Source organism: Streptomyces sp. F63 (genome assembly GCF_018070345.1).
In the GTDB taxonomy this organism is placed as follows: Bacteria; Actinomycetota; Actinomycetes; order Streptomycetales; family Streptomycetaceae; genus Streptomyces.
On record NZ_JAGPXX010000043.1, the window covers coordinates 20,427 to 43,922 of the forward strand.

18 protein-coding genes and 1 pseudogene are annotated in these 23,496 nt (G+C 76.2%); 8 read left to right on the plus strand and 11 right to left on the minus strand.

Annotated elements, in window-relative coordinates; genetic code table 11:
• Positions 1-74: 74 nt before the first annotated feature.
• Positions 75-929, plus strand: coding sequence for a biotin-dependent carboxyltransferase family protein (locus KBZ10_RS27180; protein ID WP_307847624.1), 855 nt, complete (start codon positions 75-77; stop codon positions 927-929).
• Positions 930-966: 37 nt separating this feature from the next.
• Here KBZ10_RS27180 and KBZ10_RS27185 read toward each other — a convergent pair whose 3' ends face one another.
• On the minus strand, positions 967-2,415 hold the full coding sequence (locus tag KBZ10_RS27185; RefSeq protein ID WP_210990388.1) for a HEAT repeat domain-containing protein: 1,449 nt from the start codon (positions 2,413-2,415) through the stop codon (positions 967-969).
• A 539-nt stretch (positions 2,416-2,954) separates the two neighbouring features.
• On the opposite strand from KBZ10_RS27185, the gene KBZ10_RS27190 reads away from it, so the two are divergent.
• A complete protein-coding gene (locus tag KBZ10_RS27190) occupies positions 2,955-4,475 on the plus strand; it encodes a PP2C family protein-serine/threonine phosphatase (RefSeq protein ID WP_210990389.1) in 1,521 nt (506 codons plus the stop codon).
• A gap of 124 nt (positions 4,476-4,599) precedes the next feature.
• Here KBZ10_RS27190 and KBZ10_RS27195 read toward each other — a convergent pair whose 3' ends face one another.
• Positions 4,600-6,099 (minus strand): hypothetical protein, encoded by a 1,500-nt coding sequence (locus tag KBZ10_RS27195; RefSeq protein ID WP_210990390.1) that lies wholly within the window; start codon positions 6,097-6,099, stop codon positions 4,600-4,602.
• A gap of 235 nt (positions 6,100-6,334) precedes the next feature.
• Between KBZ10_RS27195 and KBZ10_RS27200 the strand changes: the two genes are divergently transcribed.
• Positions 6,335-7,474, plus strand: a complete 1,140-nt coding sequence (locus KBZ10_RS27200; RefSeq protein ID WP_210990391.1) for an aminoglycoside phosphotransferase family protein — start codon at positions 6,335-6,337, stop codon at positions 7,472-7,474.
• 186 nt (positions 7,475-7,660) lie between these two features.
• On the opposite strand, the gene KBZ10_RS27205 is transcribed toward KBZ10_RS27200, so the two are convergent.
• On the minus strand, positions 7,661-8,512 hold the full coding sequence (locus tag KBZ10_RS27205; protein WP_307847623.1) for an ABC transporter permease: 852 nt from the start codon (positions 8,510-8,512) through the stop codon (positions 7,661-7,663).
• The gene (locus KBZ10_RS27210) at positions 8,509-9,417 is read right to left on the minus strand and encodes an ABC transporter ATP-binding protein (RefSeq protein ID WP_210990392.1); all 909 of its coding nucleotides are present in this window, start codon (positions 9,415-9,417) and stop codon (positions 8,509-8,511) included. Before KBZ10_RS27210 ends, KBZ10_RS27205 begins: the two co-directional genes overlap by 4 nt.
• Positions 9,418-9,550: 133 nt before the next feature.
• Here KBZ10_RS27210 and KBZ10_RS27215 point away from each other — a divergent pair, with 133 nt between their 5' ends.
• Entirely contained in the window at positions 9,551-10,813 is a 1,263-nt protein-coding gene (locus KBZ10_RS27215; RefSeq protein WP_210990393.1) for a sensor histidine kinase, read from the plus strand.
• Positions 10,810-11,484, plus strand: a complete 675-nt coding sequence (locus KBZ10_RS27220) for a response regulator transcription factor (RefSeq protein WP_210990394.1) — start codon at positions 10,810-10,812, stop codon at positions 11,482-11,484. The genes KBZ10_RS27215 and KBZ10_RS27220 overlap by 4 nt, the downstream gene beginning before the upstream one ends.
• 60 nt (positions 11,485-11,544) lie before the next feature.
• Here the strand turns inward: KBZ10_RS27220 and KBZ10_RS29900 are convergent, their stop codons facing one another.
• Both KBZ10_RS29900 and KBZ10_RS27235 read right to left on the minus strand, forming a co-directional pair.
• Positions 11,545-14,313, minus strand: coding sequence for a glycoside hydrolase N-terminal domain-containing protein (locus KBZ10_RS29900; RefSeq protein WP_247703066.1), 2,769 nt, complete (start codon positions 14,311-14,313; stop codon positions 11,545-11,547).
• 354 nt (positions 14,314-14,667) lie between these two features.
• Positions 14,668-15,168, minus strand: a complete 501-nt coding sequence (locus KBZ10_RS27235; RefSeq protein ID WP_210990395.1) for a hypothetical protein — start codon at positions 15,166-15,168, stop codon at positions 14,668-14,670.
• Between the two features lie 638 nt (positions 15,169-15,806).
• Here KBZ10_RS27235 and KBZ10_RS27240 point away from each other — a divergent pair.
• Positions 15,807-16,547, plus strand: a complete 741-nt coding sequence (locus tag KBZ10_RS27240; RefSeq protein ID WP_307847625.1) for a leucine-rich repeat domain-containing protein — start codon at positions 15,807-15,809, stop codon at positions 16,545-16,547.
• 88 nt (positions 16,548-16,635) lie between these two features.
• Here the strand turns inward: KBZ10_RS27240 and KBZ10_RS27245 are convergent, their stop codons facing one another.
• From KBZ10_RS27245 to KBZ10_RS27255, 3 genes are all read right to left on the minus strand, one after another.
• On the minus strand, positions 16,636-16,875 hold the full coding sequence (locus tag KBZ10_RS27245; protein WP_210990397.1) for a DUF397 domain-containing protein: 240 nt from the start codon (positions 16,873-16,875) through the stop codon (positions 16,636-16,638).
• A 200-nt stretch (positions 16,876-17,075) separates the two neighbouring features.
• On the minus strand, positions 17,076-17,618 hold the full coding sequence (locus KBZ10_RS27250; RefSeq protein WP_307847626.1) for a type 1 glutamine amidotransferase domain-containing protein: 543 nt from the start codon (positions 17,616-17,618) through the stop codon (positions 17,076-17,078).
• Positions 17,619-17,737: 119 nt separating this feature from the next.
• Entirely contained in the window at positions 17,738-18,268 is a 531-nt protein-coding gene (locus KBZ10_RS27255) for a VOC family protein (RefSeq protein WP_210990399.1), read from the minus strand.
• A 179-nt stretch (positions 18,269-18,447) separates the two neighbouring features.
• Here KBZ10_RS27255 and KBZ10_RS27260 point away from each other — a divergent pair, with 179 nt between their 5' ends.
• A complete protein-coding gene (locus KBZ10_RS27260; RefSeq protein ID WP_210990400.1) occupies positions 18,448-20,238 on the plus strand; it encodes a serine hydrolase domain-containing protein in 1,791 nt (596 codons plus the stop codon).
• An 89-nt stretch (positions 20,239-20,327) separates the two neighbouring features.
• On the opposite strand, the gene KBZ10_RS27265 is transcribed toward KBZ10_RS27260, so the two are convergent.
• Positions 20,328-20,918, minus strand: coding sequence for an ATP-binding protein (locus KBZ10_RS27265; protein WP_210990401.1), 591 nt, complete (start codon positions 20,916-20,918; stop codon positions 20,328-20,330).
• Positions 20,919-21,439: 521 nt separating this feature from the next.
• Positions 21,440-23,134 carry an NAD(P)/FAD-dependent oxidoreductase gene (locus KBZ10_RS27270; protein WP_210990402.1) on the minus strand — a complete coding sequence of 565 codons (1,695 nt, stop codon included), beginning with the start codon at positions 23,132-23,134 and terminating at the stop codon, positions 21,440-21,442.
• A gap of 249 nt (positions 23,135-23,383) precedes the next feature.
• Between KBZ10_RS27270 and KBZ10_RS30405 the strand changes: the two are divergent.
• A pseudogene (locus KBZ10_RS30405) lies at positions 23,384-23,496 on the plus strand (IS607 family transposase); the annotation flags it as partial.

A 23,496-nucleotide genomic window follows, 5' to 3' on the forward strand; every position in this document is an offset into this window, starting at 1 on the left:
GTACGGCGGTGGCCGCGGCCACGGCGGTGCCCAAGGCACCCGGGCCGTCCGGAGCACCCGGGCCGCAGGGGGCCGTGGTCCGGGCCGAGCGGCCCGGGGCGCTGACGACCGTGCAGGATCTGGGGCGCACCGGCCACGCCCATCTGGGGGTGCCCCGGTCCGGCGCCCTGGACGTCCCCGCGCACCGGCTGGCCAACCGCCTGGTGGGCAATCCGCCGGGGGCCGCGACCCTGGAGACCACCGTGAGCGGCGCCGCGCTCCGCGTCCGGACGGCGGTCACGGCGGCCGTGACCGGCGCGCCCTGCGCGGTGCGGGTCGACGGCCGTCCCGCGCCCTGGGGAGCGCCGGTGCGGCTGCCGGCCGGTGCGGTCCTCGACGTCGGCCCGGCGGCGGCCGGCCTCCGCTCGTACATCGCGTTCGCGGGCGGGGTGGCGGCCGAGCCGGTGCTGGGCAGCCGCTCCGCCGATCTGCTCTCCGGGCTGGGCCCTCCCCCGCTGGCCGCCGGCGACGAACTCCCGCTCGGCCCACCGCACGGCCCGCCCGCCCCGGTGGACACCGTGCCGTGCCCGGGCCCGCCGGCCGAGCTGGTACTGCCGGTGCTGCCCGGTCCGCGCCACGACTGGTTCGCGCCGGACGCGCTCCGCTCCCTGGCCCGGGCCCGGTACGCGGTGTCGCCCGCGAGCAACCGGATCGGGCTGCGCACCGAGGGCCCGCCGCTGCGGCGCTCCCGCACGGGGGAACTCCCCAGCGAGGGGATGGTGCTCGGAGCGGTGCAGGTGCCGCCGGACGGCCGCCCGGTGGTCTTCCTGGCCGACCATCCCGTGACCGGCGGCTACCCGGTGGTCGGCGTCGTCCCGGAGGAGCATCTCTGGGCGGCGGCCCAGTCCGTCCCGGGTACGCCGCTGCGCTTCGTCCCGGTCAGCCGCTGACACCGTGCGAGGGCGGCCGGCGGGCGACGCCGCCCGCTCACCGCCCGCCGGCGGCGAACCCGGCGTCGGGCCCGATGCGGCTGCGGACGGCCGTCTGGACCTCGGCCTCCTCGGCGGGGTCGGCGGCCAGCCGGCGCAGCTGCTCGACGACCCGGGCGTCCCCGATGGCGGCGTGCCGGGCGGCCAGTTCGCGGGTGGACTCCTCGCAGTCCCAGAGGCATTCGACGGCGAAGCCCGCGGCGAAGGAGGGGTCGGTGGCGGCGAGGGCGCGGGCGGCCCGGCCGCGCAGCTGGGAGGAGGAGGTCTCGCGGTAGACGTGCCGGAGGACGGGGGCGGCGCTGTCGATGCGCAGCCGGCCGGTGCCGTCCACGAGGGTCCACAGCTCCCGGGCGTCGGCTCCGCCGCTCCGCACCGTGCGGCGGAGCGCGGCGAGGACGAGCCCGGTGTCCCGCGCGCCGCCGCGGCAGGCGAGCATCCCGGCCGCGGCGTTGCCGAGGGCGTCGTCGCGGTGCGCCCAGACCCGGGCGCGTTCGAGGGCGGCGATGCTCCGCATCCGTTCGAAGGAGGCGAGGGCGGTCTCGGCGACGAGGCCGGAGGGGCCGGACGGCTCGGAGGCGGCGAGGTCCAGCAGGTCGAGGACGCCGGGGTCCTGCCGGTCGGCGAGGTGGTGGAGCGCGGCGCTGCGGGCGGCCTCGGGGCCGCGGCGGGCGGCTTCGAGGAGGAGCGGCCGGTCCTCGGGGCCGGCGACGGCGGCGAGGCAGCGGGCGGCGGCTTCGTGCCGCGGCCGCCCGGGCTCCTCCTCATAACGGCGCTGGGCCCAGTCCAGGACCTCGGGAACGCTCCAGCCGGGGCTCGGCCCGGCGGGCCTGAGCTGCCGCTGCCAGCGGTCGAAGGAGCTCCGGTCCCGCGCGGCGCGGACGCGGGCGGCGACCCGGGGGCCGGCGGCGCCGTCCGCCCACAGCCGCCAGGGCCGGGGTTCCCAGGCGTCGCGCACGGCGGTGGTGAGGGCGGCGTCGCCCTCGGGGCCGGCCGGGAAGCGGGCGAGGACGGGGGCGCCCAGCGACCGCAGCACGGTGTCGTCGGCGCGCAGTGCCAGTTCGTCCAGCGCCCAGGCCCAGTTGGTGCCGGCTGCGGTGTAGCGGCGGAGGAGGTCCACGGCGTCGGTGCGGCCGTATCCGGCGAGGTGGCCGAGGAAGGAGAGGGCGAGGCCGGTGCGTTCCTCGGCGGTGTCCATCAGGTCGTCGGCGTCGAAGAGGTGCTGTTCGATCTCGTCGAGGCCGCCGTCGAGCGCGAGGTGGAGCCGGGCGTAATAGAGGGAGCGGTTCTCCAGCTGCCAGTCGTGACGGGGGTCACGCACCACGCAGTGGTGCAGTGCGGCGAGCGCCTCGCCCCGGGGGGCCGCGAGGGCGTGCAGGGTCCCGTCGCCGCGGCCTCGCTGCAGGAGGCCGAGCAGGGTGCCGCTGGGCGCTATGTCTGGATCGAACATGAGGTCAGCATCCGGTGCGGGAGGTTCGCTGGCAACGGGATATTTCCGCTGACCGGCATTCTTGCCGGTGACCGCGGCATCCACGCCCGGCAGGGGGAGGGGATTCCGGGTCCCGAGCGCCGCAGCCTACCGTTCCCCTCGTGACGGTCCGGCGCCCGACCGGATCGCCGCGCTCCGGATCGGTGGGTCCGGGCGGTCCCGCGGGGGTCTCCGGGGGGCTCCGGGGGCCGGGGAACGGCCCGAGGCGACCACCTCGGGCGGGCCGGGTCCTGCCGCCCCGATGAGCCGTCCTCACCGTCCGGGGCGGTCCCGCTGTCCCGCGCGGCCCGGGGACGCGTACGGCCCGGCCGGTGCCCTTCCCCGCTTGCTCCCGGCCCGGCCGGGAGCGCCGCCCGCGGTACGGCCTCCGTACCGTCCGCACCACCGGGTCGGGTATCGCCGAATCCCTTACGGGCCGTCGCTCCCTGTGCAACAGTCGTAACCGGCCCTCCCGGCAGATCCCCAGACCTGTCCGTGCCGCGCCCGTATCGGAGTCCGTCATGCCGTCCCATGTGTCCGCCGAGCACCCGGCCGCCCAGCCGCCCGAACCGGGCACGGTCGAAGCCCTGATCGCGCAGGCCCGGCGCCTGCGCGGAGAGGTCGACGCCGTACGGCGCACCACGGCCGCCGAACCGGGGGACGAGCGCCTGCGGTGGCAGCGCGCGCTCTGCGAACTCGCCGTTCACCATCTGGACGATCTTGACCGGCAGCTGGGGCAGCTGCGCGACGGCCCGGCTCCCGATCCCGTCGGCGCGGCCGCCGCCGCGGCCGCCGGCGGGGCCGCCGGCCGCGTGGCGCTGCCGGCCGCCCCGCCCGAGGGGCCGGCCCCCCGCCCGGCCTGCTCGGCGGGCAGCGCGGAGTGGAACCTCCTCACCGACGAGGCCGACTGGTCCGGCGAGCTCTACGGCCTCTTCGCCCGCTCGCCGGAGGAGGGCCCCCTCTCCCTGGACGAGCTGCCCTCCTGGCTGGTCGAGGAGGATCAGCCGCTGCTGACCGCGATGGTCACCGACTGCCTGGTGGACGGCCGGCCGATCGAGGGCGAGTTCCGCATCGTCCGCGCCGACGGCGCCGTGCGCACGGTCCACATGATGGGCAGCCCCGTCCTCGACGCGGACGGCCGGACCGCCGCCATGTGGGCGGTCCTCCGTGACGTCACCGCACTGCGCCGCAGCGAACGGGAGCTGAGTGAACGCCGGGATGCGCTGCTGCGCCGGCGGCAGATCGCGCGCACCGAGCACCGCATGGCGGTGGAACTGCAGGAGGCCGTGCTGCCGCCGTGGCGCGAGACCCTGCGCCGCCCGCCGGGCGCGGACGCCGTGCCGGATCTCGCCGCCCACTACCTGCCCTCGGCCACCAGCGCCCTGATCGGCGGCGACTGGTACGACGCCCTCCACCTGCCCGGCGGCGGCCTGCTGCTGAGCGTCGGCGACCTCACCGGCCACGGGGTCACCGCCACCTCCGGCATGGCCATGCTGCTCGGTGCGCTCCGCGGCATGGCGCTCACCGGGGCGGAGCCCGGCGCGCTGATGGAGCGCCTCAACCACCTGCTGGACACCGCCGCCCAGCCGGCCCTGGGCAGCGCGCTGTGCTGCCGTTACGACCCGGCCGGCCGCACCCTGGACTGGGCCCAGGCCGGCCACCCCGCGCCCCTGCTCTTCCGCGGCGGCACCGGCCGCGCCCTCCCCCGGCCGGACGGCGTGCTCCTCGGGGCGACCAGCGGAGCCGTCTACGGGCAGGCGCGGGAGTCGCTGCTCCCCGGCGACGTGGTCGTCCTCCACACCGACGGACTCGCCCGCCGGGCCGCGGGGCTGACCGACTCGCCCGACGGCGAACCGGGCGGCGCCCGGCGGCTGCTGGAGCTGGCGCCCCGGTTCTGTGCGGCGCGCAGCGCACGGGAGTGCGTACGCGTCGTCGTCGAGGAGTTCGGCGGCACGGAGCGCGAGGACGACGCCTGCGTCCTCGTCGCCAGGATCGGCGGGGCGGAGCCGGAGCGGCCGGAGCCGGCCCGCCCGGTGCCGTAACGGCGGGCCGGTGCGCCGGGCGCGCCGCGCCCTCGCGGCCGTCCGTCCGCGCCGAGCCCTCGCGGCCCCGTCCGTCCGCGCCGAGCGCCCGGTCCCGGCCGGGAGCCGGACGCGGGGAGCGGCGCTACACGCCGGACACCCGGCCCCCGGCCCCCCGCGCGGAGGCGCGGGACGACGGCGCCTTGGGCAGGGCCGCCTGGATCTCCGCGCGCAGGTCCTCGACGGTGGCGTGGCCGGCGTACTGCCCCGTCAGCCGGTACATCTCGCGGAGCCGGTCCCAGGTCCGGTGCGAGGAGGTCTCCCCGATGCTCACCAGCGCCAACCGGGCGTAGCGGTCCGCCTGTTCGGGGTCGTCGGCGATGAAGCAGGCCGAGGCGAGGGAGATGTAGTCGAAGATCTGCGAGCGCTGGTGGCCCTGCGCGCGCAGCCGCAGGGCCTCCTTGGCGTGGCGCTTGGCCGTGACGGCGGCCGACGGGTCGTGGTCGGCGAGGGTGCGGAACGCCAGGGCCTGCATCCCGTGCAGATCCGCCTCGTCGAACATCTGCATCCAGCTGGGCGGCGGGACGTCGCCGCGGTCCGAGGCGAACAGGTCCTCGGCCCGGCCGAGGGTCCGGCGCATCGCCTGCCCGCGGCCCATCGAGGCCTGGGCCCATGCCTCGATCGTGCAGAGCATGGCGCGGGTCCGCGGCAGGGTCTCCTCCCCGGAACCGGACGCGGCGAGCTTCATCAGGTCCAGTGCCTCGTCGGGCCGGCCGAGGTGGACCATCTGCCGGGCGGCGCGGGACAGCGCCTCGCCGGCGCGCGGCCGGTCGCCGCCCTCGCGGGCCGCGTGCGCGGCGATGACGAAGTACTTCTGGGCGGTCGGCTCCAGGCCGACGTCGTGGGACATCCAGCCGGCCAGCACCGCGAGATTGGCCGCGACGCCCCACAGCCGCCGCTGGAGGTGTTCCGGGTGGCGGTAGGCGAGCATGCCGCCCACTTCGTTGAGCTGGCCGACCACGGCCTTGCGCTGCAGCCCGCCGCCGCGGGCCGCGTCCCACGCGCGGAACACCTCGACCGAGCGTTCCAGCGCCTCGACCTCCTGGGTTCCCACGGGGGCGGCGTCGAACCGGTCGAAGTCGGCCATCCCGGCGCTCGCCGGGCTGCCGGGGCGGGGCCCGGGGAGGGCGCCCGCGGGGTCGGTGTGCAGCCAGTCGCGCAGGGCGACGGCGAGTGCTGATCCTGTGGTGAGCGCGGCGCCCGCGCCCACCAAGCCGCGTCGGTTGAGCATGAGGTCCATTCCCGTGAATTCGGTGAGAACCTCGGCGGTCCGCTCGGGCGCCCAGGGGAGTCCGTCGTCGGACTGCCACTTCCTCCCCGCACGCCCGCGCCGGCCGAGTCCGAGGTCCTCGATGGTCACGACACGGCCGAGACGCTCGGTGAACAGGGTCGCCAGTACCTTCGGCACGGGATCGCGCGGCACCTCGCCGGTGTCGATCCAACGCCGCACCCGCGAGGTGTCGGTCGCCAGCTGGGGGTGGCCCATGGCCGCCGCCTGCCGGTTGACCAGCCTCGCGAGCTCTCCCTTGGACCAGCCGGTGAGGCCGAACAGGTCCGCGAGTCGGGTGTTGGGTTCCTTGGTCACGTCAAGCCCCCAGGTTCCTCGGCTGTCTTGACAGTAATGGCCCGTCAGGGGGGTGCGGGGCATTCGCCAGGCTTCGCCAGGGTCCGCCACGTGGTGTGCCACCCGTGTCCGGGTGTCGGGTAGGAACCGCGCCACCCGTCCCGGTGACCGGACCGCATTTCCCCAGGGTGCGGAGTCCGGGCCCGGGCGGGGGGCGCAGGCATGCCGTCGGCCCACGAAGGGATCCGTTCCGCCCATGTACGCAGCGCCGTCCTCCGTGTCCGCCCCGCCTCCGCCGTACCGCCCGCAGGCGGGCGGCGGCAGGCCGTACGCCACCGGTGCCGCGCCCGCGGGGGCGGTCCTGCCGGCCGGCGGACGGCCGCAGCGCGCGGCGGCCGGGGGCGGCCCCACGCTCAGCGGGAGGATCGACTTGTCCGGCCCGCAGGGCACCCGGCTGCGCACCGCCATCGCGGCGGTGCACCGCGTCTGCCCGGAGTTCCACCCGGTACAGGTGCTCCGCCGCAGCGGGCGCTCGGTGCTGATCGTCGGCACCACGGGCCGGGCCACGGCCGTGGCGAAGTGCCTGCTGGACCACTCCCCCGTCTGGACGGAACGGGCCCGGCAGGAAATAGCGGCGTACCGCGCGTTCGTCCGGCACCGCCCGCCCGTGCGGGTGCCCCGGCTGGTCGCGGCGGACCCGGACAACTGCACGCTCGTCGTGGAACGGATGGCGGGGCGGCCGGCGGCCCTGCAGCGGCACCCTCTGGAGGCCCCGCCGCGCGCCGACATCAAGGCGGTGCTGCAGGCGGTCTGCCGGGTCAACCAGTGGCGGCCGCCGCCCGGCCTGTTCGGCGTCCCGCTGGACTACGCGGGCCGGCTGAGCCGGTACCACGAACTGGGCCTGCTCACCGACCGGGACACCAGCGACCTGCAGAAGCTGCTGCACGGCCTGGCGCACGCGGCCTCCCGGCAGGGCGGCCAGGGGCAGGGGCAGTTCTGCCACGGCGACGCGCTGCTCTCCAACGTCCTGCTCTCCCCGGCCGGCCCGGTGCTGCTCGACTGGGACCACGCCGGCTGGTACCTCCCCGGCTACGATCTGGCGACGCTGTGGACGATCCTCGGCGAGGCGCCCGCCGCCCGCCGCCGGATCAGCCGGCTGGCGCAGGCGGCCGGGCCCGCCGCGCGGGACGCGTTCCTCGTCAATCTCATGCTGGTGCTCACCCGGGAGATCCGCACCTGCGAGACCGCGGTGCAGCGGATGATGCGCGAACCCGGTCCCGCCCTGCCCGGGGCCACGGGCTCCCCCGGCGAGGCGCAGCGGCTGCTGCTGCGGCGTCTCCACGACGACTGCGGAATGGCCCGGCGGGCGGTACGGGCAGCGGTGGGCACCCGCTGAGGGGCGCCGTGCGGGGCGCGCCCCCTTGGGGGTCGGGCGCGCCCCGCACGGTGGGGACGAGCACGCTGACCGCGCGGCCCGCGCCTCCGTGCGGTGCGCGGTGGTCACGGGAGCCCCGGTGGCCACCGCTTCCCGCCATTCCCGCCAGGAGTCACGGGTCACTGGTCACTGGTCACTGGTCACTGGTCACTGGTCGCGATGGTGCACCACCGCGACGGTGAGGGCGGCCGCCGCGAGCGCCCAGGCGGCGTAAACGGTCCACGCCCCGCTCACCGTCCAGGGGTACGGGCCCGGCGGGAAGCCATCCGGGACGGCCAGCCGGTTCCAGGCGCCGAGGGGCAGCGCATGGTCGAGAACCGCCGCCCAGTGGCGGTTCTCCCGGACGGCCGCGGGCAGCAGCAGAAGCACCGCGAAACACGCGACGGTGGTGGCGGCCCCGTGCCGGATGAGGACGCCGAGCGCCAGCCCCGTGAGCGCGGCCACCGGTGCCAGCAGCGCGGAGGCCGCGACGACGCGCGGCGCACCCGGGTGACCGAGGGAGACCCCGGCGTCCCGGGCGCCCAGGATCGTCTGGGTCAGGAGGAACGAGCCTCCCGCGACGACCACTCCGAACAGGATGGCCACCGCCGTGACGACGCACGCCTTGGCCGCCATGAGCGGGCGGCGGGCCGGGACCGCCGCGAAGGTGGCGCGGATCATTCCGGTGCCGTACTCGCGGGTGACCGCGGTGGCGCCGATGGCGCCGGCGGCCAGCAACAGCACCAGCGCGGCGTTGGCGGTGAAGGCGTCGCGCAGCGGTATGCCGTCGGCCACGAAGCCCGCGCGGGCCTCCGGGTCCAACACGTCCCAATAGCGGTAATGGTCCCAGGCGGCACCCGCGTTGAACGCCGTGACGGCCACCGCGCCGATGAGCAGGCTCCACGGGGTAGAGCGGAGCGACCACAGCTTGAGCCACTCGGCGGCCAGGAGGTCGCGGAACCGTCCGCGGGGCCCGGTCTCCGGCGTTCCGGCGGCGGCTGTCCCGGTCACCGTGGTCACCGGCTCTCCTGCGCGGGGTATTCGACGTGATCGGCGGTGAGTTCCATGAAGGCGTCCTCCAACGAGGGTTGCCGGGGGGTCAGTTCACTCAGCGGGATGCCATGGCGGCAGGCGATCCCGCCGATCCGCTCCGCGGTCATCCCGGTCACGGTGAGCGCGCCGCCCTCCGGGTGCACGGCTGCTCCCTCGACGGCCAGTAACGCTCCCAGCCCGCGCGGGTCCGGGCTGCGCACGACCACACTCCGGCGGGTGCCGCGTGCCGCGAAGTCCCGCACGCCCTCCGCCGCGATCAACTTGCCCCGGCCGATGACGATCAGTTCATCGGCGGTGTGTTCCATCTCGGACATCAGGTGACTGGAGACGAACACGGTGCGGCCTTCGGCGGCCAGTTCGCGGAACAGCCCGCGCACCCACGCCACCCCTTCCGGGTCGAGCCCGTTGAGCGGTTCGTCGAACAGCAGCACCGGTGGATCGCCGAGCAGCGCGGCGGCGATCCCGAGCCGCTGCCGCATGCCGAGCGAGAACCCGCCGATGCGGCGCCGTGCCGCACCGGCGAGTCCGGCCTGCTCCAGTACAGCCTCAACCCGGCGGCGCGGGATGCCGTTGCTCCGGGCCAGGACGGCGAGATGCGCCCGTGCGCGATGGCCGCCGTGCGCGGCGCCCGCATCCAGCTGCGCGCCGACGTGGCGCAGGCCGCGAGGGCGGTCCCGGAAGGGCCGGCCGCCGACGGTCACGGTCCCGCCGGTCGGCTCGTGCAGTCCCAGGATCATCCGCAGCGTGGTGCTCTTCCCGGCGCCGTTCGGGCCGAGGAACCCGGTGACCCGCCCCGGTCTCACCGTGAAACCCAGGCCGTCCACGGCGGTGGTCCGGCCGTAGCGCTTCGTCAGTTCATTGGCTTCGATCACCTCGCCCACGGTGCCGGGGCGCACCCGCGCCTGTCGTCGGCCCGGGGCGGACAGTCGTCGCGGCGGACGCCGGCCACGGGTGTACGACCACGGGCCGATGACCGGCCGGGGCCCCGTCGTTAGCATCGCCCGCATGCCGGTCCCGCCTTCCCGCACCCCGCATGCCCGGGCCTTCCTCCCCCCGGTCCTCCGCCGCTGGGGGCGTCTGCCGTCCGGCGCCTGGGCGGCTCTCGCCTGGTGCGCGGGAACGGCCTTCGCGTTTCTGTCCCGCGTACGGCTGCCCGGGGAGGCGGAGCCCACCGTCCACCCCGGGGTCTACCTCTACCGCTGGGACGGCCTGACGGTGATGGCGCTGGCCACCGCCGCGACACTGGCCGGCGCCGGTCTGCTGCGCCGCCGTCCCCCGGTGGCGCTCGCGCTGATGCTTGCCGGGGCCGTCATCGCGTCCACGGCACTGAGCGTGGCGGAGATCCCGTTGGCACAGTTCCTCGCGGTCGATGTCGCGCTGTACGCCATCGCCGCGACCCGGCCGCGCCGGACCGGCATCGCGGCCACCGGCACGGCGCTGGGCGTGCTGGCCGGCTACCTGGCCGTCCGGTTGTCGTCCGGCTGGTCGGTGGGCACCTCGGCGGAGCTGTCCGTGGCGCTGACGGCCGTCGTGGCCTGGCTGCTCGGTGACGCGGCGCGCCAGTCCCGGGAGCACGCCGACCGGGTTCGCGCCCAGGCCGCCGAACAGGCCATTACCGCCGAACGCCTCCGTATCGCCCGGGAGTTGCACGACATGGTCGCTCACAGCATCGGCATCGTCGCTCTGCAGGCCGGCGCGGCGAGCCGGGTCATCGAGACCCGGCCGGCGGACGCGCGGGAGGCGCTGGCCGCCATCGAGACCTCCGGCCGGGAAACGCTGTCGGGGCTGCGCCGGATGATGGGGGCCCTCCGGCAGTCCGAGCCCGGGTCCGGTGCGCCGCGCGTGCCGCTGCCCGGCCCCGGGCTGGGGCCGGGCGGCCTGGGGCTCGCCGACGTCGGGCGGCTGGCCGCGGCCACGACGGCGGCAGGGGTGCGGGTGGACGTGGAGTGGCGCGGTGAGCCGGGCCCGCTGCCGCCGGAGATCGACCGGTCCGCGTACCGCATCGTCCAGGAGGCGGTGACCAACGTCGTCCGCCACGCCGGCGCCGGTTCCTGCCGGGTGACCGTCGGCCGGGCGCCGGACGGACTGTCCATCGAGGTCACCGACGACGGGGCGGGCCGCCCCGGGGAAGCGGGCGGCACCGGCTGGGGTCTGACCGGGATGCGCGAGCGGGTCCGGCTGCTGGACGGCGAGTTCGCCGCCGGGCCGCGCCCGGGCGGTGGTTTCCGGGTGGCGGCCCGGCTGCCCGTTCGGGCGGGGGCGCGGTGACGGTCCGCGTGGTACTCGCCGACGACCAGCCGCTCGTCCGCACGGCGCTGCGGATGGTCCTCGCCGACGCGCCGGATCTGGAGGTGGCCGGGGAGGCGGGCACCGGTGCCGAGGCGGTCCGGCTGGCGGCGGAACTCCGCCCGCACGTCGTCGTCATGGACATCCGGATGCCGGGCATGGACGGCATCGAGGCCACCCGGCTGATCACTTCGGGCTCCGGCGGCGCCCGTGTCATCGTGCTGACCACCTTCGACGACGACGAGTACGTCCACGGGGCGCTGCGCGCCGGCGCGTCGGGCTTCCTCGTCAAGGACATGGCGCTGGACGACATCCTCGCGGGGATACGCGCCGTCGCCGCCGGGGACGGCCTGATCGCTCCGGGTGTCACCCGGCGGCTGATCAGGGAGTTCGCGGACCGGCCCGCGCCCGCCCCCGGGGCCGTCGGCGGGCCCGTGCCGTCCCCGCTCGCGGGCATCACGCAGCGGGAGCGCGAGGTCCTGACGCTCATCGGCAGCGGCCTGTCGAACGGGGAGATCGCGGAGCGGCTGGTCATCAGCGGAGCGACCGTCAAGACCTATGTGACCCGGCTGCTCGCCAAGCTCGGTGCCCGCGACCGGGTCCAGCTCGTGATCCTCGCCTATGACACGGGACTGGTGGGGACGGGCCGGTGAGCGGTACGGGTCTCCGGGGCACAGCCGCCGCCCGGCCGGCCGTCCGGCAGCGGGGCCGCTTCACCGTGCGGTGATGACGTAACGGTGTCCGGCGCGGGCCCGGAGCAGGGTGGCCCCGTCATCCCGCCGGCGTGTCTGTGCCTCCCCTCTCCCGGTCGATTCCCGGGCGGTGCAGGGGCCTTCGAGGAGGCTGCCGCGGAGCGGGATCTCCCCGGTGCGGCCGGCGGCCACGACGACCGTGTGCGCCCTGCCGCCGGACCAGGCCAGGTCGACCGTGACGTCGCCGCGGGCGCGGAGGCCGTGGACGGAGCCCTCGGGCCAGGCGGCGGGGAGGGCGGGCAGCAGCTCGATCTCGCCGTGGTGGCTCTGCAGCAGCATCTCGGCGATGCCGGCGGTGGCCCCGAGGTTGCCGTCGAGCTGGAACGGCGGGTGGGTGCCGAGAAGGTTGGGGAGGGTGGACTCCCGGAGCTGCCCGGCGAGGAGGGCGTGGGCCCGGTCGCCGTCGTGGAGCCGGGCCCAGAAGTTGATCTTCCAGGCCCTGCTCCAGCCGGTGCCGCCGTCGCCGCGCGCCGCGAGCGAGGTGCGGGCCGCCGCGGCCCACCGGCTGCCGGGCCTGATCCGCTGTCCGGGGTGGAGGGCGAAGAGGTGGGAGACGTGCCGGTGGCGGTCCTCCGGGTCGTCCAGGTCCTCCTTCCACTCCTGGAGCTGGCCCCAGGAGCCGGTGCGCAGCCCGGGGTCGAGGCGGTCGAGGGCCCGCCGCACGTCCTCCCGGAAGTCCGGGTCGTCGCCGAGGACGCGGGCGGCCTCCAGGGTGTTCGACAGCAGGTCGTGGATGATCTGCTGGGCCATCGCGGTGCCCGCGGTGAAGCGGCCGTGTTCCGGGGAGTGGGCGGGCGAGACGACGAGCGTGCCGTCGGAGGGGTCCGTGCGCAGCTGGTGCAGCCAGAAGACGGCGGCCTCCTTGAGCGCCGGGTACGCGGTGTCGCGGAGGTACCGGGTGTCGGGGGTGTAGCGGTACCGCTCGTACAGGAGCTGGGTGAGCCAGGCGGCGGCCTCGGGGAACCAGAAGGCGGTGGGCCAGTCGTGGACGCCCGTGAAGCCGTAGGGGTTGGTCTCGTTGTGCACCACCCAGCCCGGTGCGCCGAACATCGTCCGGGCCGTGGACCGGCCGGGCGGGAGCAGGGAGGTCACGAAGCGCTCGTACGGCTCGGCGGTCTCCGACAGGTTGGCGGGGTGCGCGGGCCAGTAGGCCATCTGGAGATTGATGTTGGTGTGGTAGTCGGCCGCCCAGGGCGGTTCCGCGCTGTCGTTCCACACGCCCTGGAGGTTGGCGGGCAGCGAGCCGGGGCGGGAGGAGGCGATGAGCAGATAGCGGCCGTAGTGGAAGGCGAGCGCCTCCAGCGCGCGGTCGGCCGCTGCGGCCTCGGCGCGGTCGGCCCCTTCGCCGCCGGCGGCTCCGGGGCGGTCCGGGCCGGGGCGGACGGCGCCGGGCTGCGCATCCGGGGCCTCGGCGGCATGGAGGCGGTCGGCCGCAGCGCCACCGGGTCCGCGACCGTCCCGGCCGGGGCGGTGCGGGCCGTGCGGATTCCCGCCGTCGTCCGTGGCGCCGGGCCGGGTCGCACCGCCGGCGGTCGCGCCGCGGTGGACCGCGCCGTGGCCGCCGTCGCCCGGGGCCGGCGGGCGCCGGACGGCCGGGACGGGGGCCGCCGCGGCGCCGGCGGCCCGGCCCGCGTCCGCGGGCGGGCGGGAGCAGTCCGTCCCGGGGCCGCCCGTGTAGTCCCGGAGCAGCCGGTCCGTCGGCACGTCCTCCGGCAGCCGGCCGCCGAGGTCGAGCCGCACCCGGTCGAACAACCGCCCGTGGTCGGCCATGTGTTCGGCGAGCAGCTCGTCGGGAGAACGCCGCGCCGCCCGGTCGACGGCAGCGGTCACCCGCGGGTGCGGGTCATCGCCCCGGTAGTGCGGGTGGGCGTCCGCGTAGTCGGTGCCCGCGGCGAGGACGAACCAGGCGCTGTCGGCGCCCTCGACGCGGATCCGCCCGCCGTCGCCGCCGCGGAGGGTGCCGCCGTCGGCGGTCACCCGGAGCTGTGCCGCGAACCGCAGGCCGTTGTCGCGGAGGGTGCCCCGTACGGTGATCCGCCCGTCCCGGGTGGCCACGGTGGCGTCCCGGCCGTCGCCCGGTGTGGTGAGGCGCAGGGTGAAGCGGGTGCTGCCCGGCCGGTCCGCGCCGAACCGTCCGACGATCACCCCGGCCGGGTGGGAGGCGAAGAACGCGCGCCGGTGGGTGACGCCCCGGTCGTCGGTGTGGCGCACGGTGGCGAGGGCGGTGCGGAGGTCGAGTGCGCGCCGGTAGTGGTCCGGAGTGCCGTGCGCGCCGGGCGGCAGGTCGATCCAGAGGTCGCCGAAGGGCTGGTACGCCCCGTAGCCGCGACGGGGGCGGCCGAGGAGCGCCGCGGCCTCCTCGGGGCCGAGGGAGCCGGACTCCTCGATCCGCCGCCGGACGTCCTCCAGCGCGCCGGGGCCCGGTGGGGGCCCGTTGCCGTGGTCGTAGCCCTCGGGGGAACCGGGGCCGCCGGTCCACAGCGTCTTCTCGTTGAACTGCAGCCGTTCGGTGGGGACGGTTCCGAACACCATCGCCCCGAGCGCGCCGTTGCCGATGGGCAGGGCCTCGCGCTCCCAGTCGGCGGCGGGACGGTCGTACCGGAGGACCGGGTCCCCGGCCGGGTCCCGGGGGCCGCCGGGGCCGGGGCCGTGCCGGACCGGGACCCCTGGGGCGGCGGAGGGCTCCTGCGACTCCTGGGGCCCCTGCGGCCGGAACACGCCTGGGGACATGCCGGGCCACGCTAGAGGTCCGCGTGGTGGGTGACAACAGTGCGCGCAGCGGGGGCGGGGCGGGCGGGCCCCCGCCGCGCGGCGCGGGCCGGACGGCCGTCCCGTCGGTCCCCCCGGCGTGCGCCGGCACGCGCCCTCGGCCCCGGAGCGGCGACCCGAGCGCCAGCCGGCCCGGCGGGCCTCGCGCCGCGGCTCCCGGGACCGTGCGGCCGCTCGCCGCGGACCGCTGCGCCGGATGCCGGACGGGGCGCGGCCGCGGCCGCGAGAGGTGCCCGCGAGAGGTGTCCGCGCGACGCGTCCGGCCCCGCGCGCCTGGGCGGGAGCCGCGGACACCGGGGGCGCGGAGGGGCGTGATCAGCCGGTCTGGAACATCTCCGCGGGCAGCGGCTTGAGGAGGCGGTAGAGGTCGTCCGTGATGGGCCGGTCCCAGCTCGCGATGGTGACCAGCACGCCGTCGCTGCGGTCGAACTGCGCGCAGGAGATGCGGCTTTCGGAGAACGTGAGCCGGCGCACGATGAGGAGGTTGTCCTCGTGCATCACCGGGGTGTCCTCGGTGCCGGTCACCCGCACGGGCTCGTCGTTCTCCAGCGCCTCAAGGAGCTGGACCACCTCGAACGGCACCTCGTCCTCCCCCGTCTCCCGGGCCGGGGATCCCTCCGGCAGGTTTCCGATGATCATCGCCGGGCCGCGGCCGCCGAACAGGTCGTAGCGGAGGAAGACGCCCTGGCAGCTTCCGTCCGGCGCCGGGAGCAGACCGGCCCCGAGATTGCCCGGCCAGTCACCGGGATCCATCGCGAGGACGTCGAAGTCCGGTCCGGTGGGCGTGGCTGCGCTGCGGCGGCGGAGGAAGGACATGCGGCCATGGTACGGGGCGGCCGTCCGCCCCGGCGCGGGCGGCCGGGGCGGACGCCGCGTGCCGGGGGCGGGCCCGCCGGCCCGGCCACCCGCCGCGCCGGACGGGCCAGGCGGCCCGGATGCGGCCGCCGCGGACGGCCCGGACGGCCGCCCCGGCGCACTCCCGCCGCCCGGACGGATGATGCACGGCCCGGGCGGCGGTGCGGGCCCGGCGCGTTGGCCCCGTGTTGACCGCGGGGCGGCGCGGCGGCGGCTGTCAGCGCGGTGCGGCGGCGGCTGCGGGGCAGCGGTCCGGGCCGGGAGGCGGGCGGCGGTCCGGAGGGGCGCGTGTCACCCGGCGCGCGCCCTGGGAGCCGGCCGTCATCCGGTCCCGGCACCCGGTCCTCCGGCCTTCCGGCAGCCGACCGGCGCGGCGTCACGGGCGCCGTCAGGGGTGCCGCCGGGGGTGCCCGGGTCGTCGGCGCCGACGTGCCCGTGGTGGCGGATGACGGCAGGTGTCGGGGGCGGGCGGCGGCTCCGGTACGAGCTGATCCTCCGTGGCGGCCGGCGGTAGTGTCCGTGGCCACCGGAACAGGAGGATGCGTGTGACGACCCGCTGGACACCGGGGCGGCCCGCTGCCCGCCCCGGGCCCGAGGCTGTGGGGGAGCCGGCCGGACGGGGCCCGGAGTCGCTCAACCTGTGGAACCGCGGACTCGGCACCGTTCCGGAAGAGGTCTGGGACCGTACGGCGTTGCGCGTCCTGATCCTCGCCGGCAACGGGCTGACCGGGCTCTCTCCCCGGATCGCGGGACTGCGCCGGCTGCACACCCTGGACCTCGGGCACAACGCCCTCGCGGCCGTGCCGGAGGAGCTCGGCGAGCTGACCGGCCTGACCCGCTTCCTGTACCTGCACGACAACCGGCTGACGGAGCTTCCCCGTTCACTGATCCGGCTGACCCGGCTGCGCTACCTCAACGCCGGCGAGAACCCCCTCACCGCGCTCCCCCCGGACCTCGGCTCCCTGACCGGCCTGGTCGAACTGCGGCTACAGCACTGCGCGCTGACGGTATTTCCGGAATCGGCAGGGGCTCTGCGGAATCTGCGGGAGCTGTGGCTCCGCGGAAACCGTCTCACCGAACTGCCGGGCAGCCTGGGCGGCTTGAAGGAACTGCGGGAACTCGACCTGCGCGGGAACCGTCTCACCGGTCTCCCCGACCGCATGGCGGGACTGCCGCTGTTGCGCCGGCTGGATCTGCGCTCGAACCCGCTGCGCGAGCTGCCGGAGTGGCTCACCGGTCTGCCGTCCCTGGAGAAGCTGGACCTGCGGTGGACCGGCGCCGACGAGCGCAGCCCGGTGGTACGGGAACTCACCGGGCGGGGCTGCGCGGTCCTGCTCTGACCCGCCGCTCCCCCGCGGACCGGCGGGTGGACACCCGGCGGGGCCGGACGGCGCTCTCCGGGCCCGCCCGGGGCGGTTCCCGCCGCTCTCAGCCGAGGTCGAACTCCCCGTCGCGGGCGCCCAGGACGAAGGCGCGCCACTCCCCCGGGGTGAAGACGAGCGCCGGGCCCTCGGTGTTGCGGCGGTCGCGCATCGCGACGAAGCCCTCGACGAAGGCGATCTGCACATCGCCCGTCCCCCGGCCGCTGGACTGCCAGACCGCGTTGCCGAGGTCGAGCGGGGGCTTCCGGTGCTCCGCGGCCGTCCGCCGTGTGGGGGTGTCCGCCATGCCCCTGCTCCTCCCGGTCCGTTTCACCCGGTCAGCCTAACGACGGCGGGCGGCGCCGGACAGGGCCCGGCGCTGAACCGGAGGACAGCGCGCGCCGTGGCGCCGGGCCGCCCGCGGGGCAGCCCGGCGCCGGGGTCAGCGGTGGGGTGCTGCGGCGGCCGCCGGTCCGTACCGGTGTACGGGGCGGGGGCCGCCGCCGGTCAGTCCGCCGGCTTGCCGAACTCGTCGACGACCGCCTCGCAGAACACCTTGAGGTCGTCCGGCTTGCGGCTGCTGATCAGCTTGTTCGGCCCGTTGGAGCAGACCTGGAGTTGCTCGTCGACCCAGGTGCCGCCCGCGTTCTCGATGTCCGTCCTGAGGCTCGGCCAGGAGGTGAGGGTGCGTCCGCGCACCACCCCGGCCTCGACGAGGGTCCACGGTCCGTGGCAGATCACCGCGACCGGCTTGCCCGCGTCGAAGAAGCTCTTGGCGAAGGCCACGGCCTTCCGGTCCAGCCGCAGGAAGTCGGGGTTGGCGACACCGCCCGGCAGCACCAGGCCGGCGTAGTCGGCGGCCGAGGCGTCCGAGACGGTCTTGTCCACGGGGAAGGTGTCGGCCTTGTCCAGGTGGTTGAACGCCTGGATCTCACCGGAGGAGGTGGAGACCAGCTCCGGTGTCCAGCCGGCGTCCTTCACCGCCTGCCACGGCTCCGTCAGCTCGATCTGCTCGACACCCTCCGTGGCCACGAGGAAGGCAACCTTCACGTTTTCCACGTCCTCTCGCATGATCGCGTCGCGTTGCGTGGTGCACTCGCCGCGTACCCGGGCGTATCCGGGCGAAACAGCCGCGGGAGGACGTGAGGACGCAGCCGCCGCCGGAGGGCTCAGACCGCGCCCGGGCCGGTGATCGGCTTGCCGTCGAAGACGCCGAGCCGTTCCCGGTAGAGCTCGATCGGGACGCCGTTGGGGTCGCGGAAGTACAGGCTCTCCTCCACACCGCGGTCGGGACCCGCGTAGTCCACGTTCTCCCGGTCCAGGGCCGCGCGGGCCGCCGCGAACTGCTCGTCGCCCACGGAGAGGGCGAGGTGCTGGATGCCGCCGAGGGTCTCGGCGGCCGGCGGGTGCTCGTGGCCGGGGAAGTCGAAGAAACCCAGCAGATTGCCGTGGCCGATGTCGAAGAAGAAGTGCGTGGAGCCGCGGTAGTCGCGGTTCTCCACGATCTCGACCAGGGGGAAGCCCAGGAACTCCTGGTGGAAGCGGATCGTCTCCTCGACGTCGCGGCAGATGAACGCCACGTGGTGGATGCCGCGCGCCGTGGCCCGCGGCCGGTCGCCGGGCTCGCGCAGCCAGCGTTTGCGCAGTTCCTCACGGCGGTCTCGGATGGCTTGGAGTTCAGCGCCCTCCGGCTGCGGCATGCCCTTTCCCCTCTCGCCCGGGGATCCCGTGGGGGACCCCGTCGCCACCAGTATGGGGGCGGGGCCGGCCCCGCGTTCCGCGGCGGGCGCTCCCGGTGGGGTTGACAGTGGCATGGACACGGGAAGAAAGTTTCACCCGGTGGCGGACTGTCCGGAGATTTCTTCCAGAGGGAGCTGCGATGGCCGACGACACGGTGGACGGCGGCGGGCTCTCCCGGCGGCGGTTCGCGGGTGGCGCGCTGTCGCTCGGCGGGGCGCTGTTACTGGCCTCCGCACCGGCCCAGGCCGCGCCCGTCGTCACCGGCGGCCGCCACGCCCCCGTCCTGCGCCGGGGGCCCGCGCGGCGGGCGGGGCTGCTCCAGCCGCACCTCGACCGGCTGATGGACGACGTCCGCGGCTTCCTCGGCCCGTCCCCGGAGCACCCGTGGTACGCCGGGGCCGTGGTCCTCGCCGGGCGCGGCCGGACGGTCGCCCTGCACGAGCCGGTCGGCTACGCGGTCCGCTACGCGGCGTACGACGAGGAGTCCGACACCGGGGTGGAGTTCCCCCCGGACGAGCGGATCCCGATGTCCGCCGGGACCGTCTTCGATCTGGCCTCCCTGTCCAAACTGTTCACCTCGCTCCTCGCGGTGCGGCAGATCGAGCGCGGGGCGCTGGAACTGGAGGCGCCCGTCGCCTCCTACCTGCCCCGGTTCGCCGGCGGCGGCAAGGAGGAGGTGACGGTGCGGCAGCTCCTCACCCACACCTCCGGCCTGCGGCCCTGGATCCCCCTGTACCGGGAGCCCACCCGGGAGGGAAGGCTTCAACTGCTGTGGGACGAGCGGCCCGTGCGGCCGCCGGGCACCGCCTACGCCTACTCCGACCTGAACCTGATCTCCCTTCAGCTGGTCCTGGAGGAGATCACCGGCCGGCCGCTGGACGCGCTGCTGCGGCGGGACGTCACCGGCCCGCTGGGCATGCGCCGCACCCGCTACAACCCTCCCGCCTCCTGGCGGCCGCGGATCGCCGCGACGGAGGACGCCCGGGCGCCGTGGAGCGGCCTGGACCGCGGACTGGTCTGGGGCGAGGTGCACGACGAGAACGCCTGGTCCCTCGGCGGCGTCGCCGGGCACGCCGGGGTGTTCTCCTGCGCCTGGGATCTGGCCGTGCTGTGCCGCACCCTGCTGAACGGCGGCGCGTACGGCGATGTCCGCATCCTGGAGCGGGAGTCGGTCGAGCTGATGTTCACCGACTACAACACCGGTTTCCCCGGCGACGAGCACGGCCTCGGCTTCGAGCTCTACCAGCACTGGTACATGGGCGCGATGGCCACCCCGCACAGCGCCGGGCACACCGGCTTCACCGGCACCTCCCTCGTGCTCGACCCGGTGTCCGACTCCTTCCTCGTCCTGCTGGGCAACTCCGTGCACCCGGTGCGCACCTGGCGTTCCGGGAGCGCGCCGAGAGTGGCGGCGGCGACGCGTCTGGCGCGGGCCGTGCCCGTGCGCCCCGCCGCGGGCCGCACCGCGTGGTTCACCGGCATGGAGAACGGCGCGACGACCACGCTCACCCTGCCGGAGCTGACGCTCGGCGGCTCCGCCCCCCGCCTCGCCTTCTCCCTGTGGTGGGACACCGAGCCGAACGCCGACCGGCTGTACCTGGAGGCGTCGGCGGACGGGGGCGAGACCTGGCGGCCGGTGCCCTTCACCACGGAGGGCCCCGGGGACGGGGCCCCGCGGGAGCATCCGGAGGGCACGGTGGGCGGCTGGTCGGGGCGGGTCTGGCACCGGGCGTCGGCCGGCCTGGCGGAGTGGCGGGGCGGCCCGGTGCGACTGCGCTGGCGCTGCGCGACCGACGCCCGGTACGTGGGGCGCGGCGTCTACGCGGACGGGATCCGGGTGACGGACGGCGGGCGAGCCGTCTTCGACGGCTCCCGCCGGGCCGACGCGGGACGCATCGAGGCGGTGGGCTGGACCCTCTCGGCGGACTGACCCGCCGCCGCGGGGAATCCGGCCGCGGGAGTTGTCCGGCCGCCCGGACCGCTGCGGTGGTTCCTGTTCCCGCCGGCCGGGCCCGCCGCTCAGACGGCCCTGTCGTGCAGATCGAAGCGGCAGAAGACGCTCTTCCCGCCTCGCGCGCGGGGCGCCCACCAGGTGGCGTCGGCGAGGGTGCCGACGATGAACAGTCCCCGGCCGCGGTCGGCGAGCGGGAAGCCCGGCAGTGCGGCGGGGAGGTCGTGCGGCGTGCATGCGACAGCGGGAGGGACGGGCGGGCGGGGGTCTCCGTCGGAGACCTCCAGGAACAGCCACTCCGGCCAGACGCGCAGCGTGACGCCGATCCCGTGGTGTCCGCCGGCGCCCGGTGGGTGCCCGCCCGGTCCGGGCCCCGGGGAGCCGGCCCGTGGTGCGGCGTGCTCCACGGCGTTGCCGACCAGCTCGGACACACACAGCGTCACATCGTCGGCCAGCGGCGACAGGTGCCAGGCCCGGAGCGTCTCCGCCACGGCCCGGCGCGCCGCCCCCACCGACTCCGGGGCACCGGCCGCCAGGCCGATCCGCCGGCATCTCCCGGCCGGGTGGACGGCCGCCCGGGCGCCGTGCGGCTCCCGGGATACGGGGGAGGCCGTCCGCGCCGTGCACACCGGCGGCTCCCGTAACTCGCGCGAGTTCATCGCCCTGCCCTTCGGTCACCGGCGGAGTGCGGCCCGCCGTCTCATTGGCTACCAGTGAACGGCCGATACCGCGCGGGCGGCAGTGTCCACAGGGGGATCACGCACACAGAGGGGTGCACGCAAGGGCCCGTGCCGGCCGGGCGTGAACCCCCCGAACCCCCAACGGAACGCGACGAGTTGAACACGGAAGGTCATGAACGGGCCGGAGTCGCGGGACGGGAGGGCCGGGACCGCGGGCGGACGCCCTCCGGGGCGGGAAGCGGAATCCCCGACGGCTTCCGCGCGGTGCCGTACCGGGCCGCGCCGGACCTCGCCGGGCGGCAGGTCTCCGCCCGGCCGTGCCGGGCCATGCCCCTCCGTGCGCCGCCGGAGGCGTCAACGGCGCACGGACGCACGGAAGGTGCAGCGTGGCCGGACCCGTGCGCCTCCTTCGCCGTCCGTGCGCCGGAGAGGCTTCGGACGGGCGTCGCCCAGGGACGGCCGGCCGCCGGGCGGTGGCGTGGCCGCCGGCGGGCCGCCGTTCAGCGGCCCAGGGCCGCCATGGCCGCGTTGTGGCCCGGGATGCCGCTGACACCGCCGCCGCGCACCGCGCCCGCCCCGCACAGCAGCACGTTGGCGTGCCGGGTCTCGACCCCCCAGCGGCCGGTGGTCTCCGTGGCGTACGGGAAGGCCAGGTCGCGGTGGAAGATGTGGCCCCGGGGCAGGCGGAGTTCGCGGTCGAGGTCGAGCGGGGTCTTCGCCTCGATACAGGGCCGTCCCTCGGCGTCCGTGGCGAGGCAGTCGGCGAGCGGCTCGGCGAGGTGGGCGTCGAGCTGGGCGAGGGTGGCCGCGAGCAGGCGGTCCGGGACGGATTCCCCGGCCCCGCCGGACACGGCCGGGCCGCCGCTGCCGAAGAGGCGGGCCGGGGTGTGCAGGCCGAAGAGGGTGAGGGTGTGGTGGCCGCTCTCCGCCAGGTCCGGCCCGAGGATCGACGGGTCGGTGAGGGAGTGGCAGTAGATCTCGCTGGGCGGCGCTCCGGGCAGCTCCCCCGCCGCCGCCTGCCGGTGGGCCTCGGCCAGTTGCCCGTAGCCCTCGGCGATGTGGAACGTCCCGGCGAACGCCTCGCGCGGGTCGGCCTGCGGATCCCGCAGCCGGGGCAGCCGGCGCAGCAGCATGTTGACCTTGAGCTGGCAGCCCTCCGCGCGGTCCGCGGCGGGCGGTTCCCCGCCGAGCAGCCGGGCCAGTTCCTCGGGGGAGGCGCCGACGAGGACGTGACCTGCCGCCACCGCGCCCTCTCCGGACGTGTGGCGGTACGTCACCTCGGCGCGGATGCCGTCCGTCTCCACGCGCGTCACCTCGTGTCCGGTGCGGATCTCGGCGCCCGCCGCGCGGGCGGCGGCGGACAGGGCGGTGGTGAGCGCGCCCATGCCGCCGACGGGCACGTTCCAGTCACCGGTGCCGCCGCCGATCACGTGGTAGAGGAAGCAGCGGTTCTGGGCCAGGCCCGGATCGTGGGCGTCGGCGAAGGTGCCGATGAGGCCGTCGGTGAGGACGACGCCCCGCACCAGGTCGTCGGCGAAGGTCTCTTCGATCGTCACGCCGAGCGGCTGCTCGAACAGCGCCCGCCAGGCAGCCTCGTCGTCGACGCGGGCCCGCAATCCGTCCTTCGTGGGCAGCGGCTCGGTGAGCGTGGGAAACACCCGCCCGGCCAGCCGGCCCGTCATGCCGTAGAAGCGCTGCCAGGCCTCGAACTCCCGGTCGGAGCCGGTGAGCCGGGCGAACGAGTCGCGGGTGCGGGAGGTGCCGCCCCCGACGAGCAGCCCGGTGGGGCGGCCGCCCCGGACGGTCGGGGTGTACGAGGACACGGAGCGGCGGCGGACCGCGAAGTCCAGCCCGAGGTCTTCGACGATCTTCCCGGGGAGCAGGCTGACGAGGTACGAGTAGCGGGAGAGGCGGGCGTCCATCCCGGCGAACGGGCGGGTGGAGACGGCCGCGCCGCCGACCTGGGCCAGCCGCTCCAGCAGCAGCACGCTGCGGCCGGCGCGGGCGAGGTAGGCGGCGGCCACCAGGGCGTTGTGCCCGCCGCCGACGATGACGGCGTCGTAGGCGCCCCGGGCCGGAGGCACCGGCGCGGACGACGGGGCGGCGGCGGGCCCGGAGAGGGGGAAGGCCCCGGAGGAGGCGGTGGGCCCCGGGGTGCCCGGGTCCGGTGCGGTGGGGTCCGGTGTGGTCGGCATGGCTCTTGTTACCACGCCCGGGGCCGGGTGCGAGCGGTCGCGGGACGGGGTGCGGGACGGGGTGCGGGACGAGGTGCGGGACGAAGTGCGGGACGGGGTGCGGGCTGGGAGGATCGCCGCAGGGGGCACGGCGGGACGGGCGAGGTGCCGGATGCAGACGTTCCTCCCCTATCCGGGGTCGCCATCTGCTGGTCCTCGAAGTCGGGTAAGTGAGCGTAACCATGTATGAGTGAGTGTCGTTGTCAGAGCGTGAATCTGACGGAATGGGCGAAGACGCAGGGCGTGCATCCGCAGACCGCGTATCGCTGGTTCCGTGAGGGGATGTTGCCGGTACCGGCTCAGCGGGTCGGGCCACGCACGAT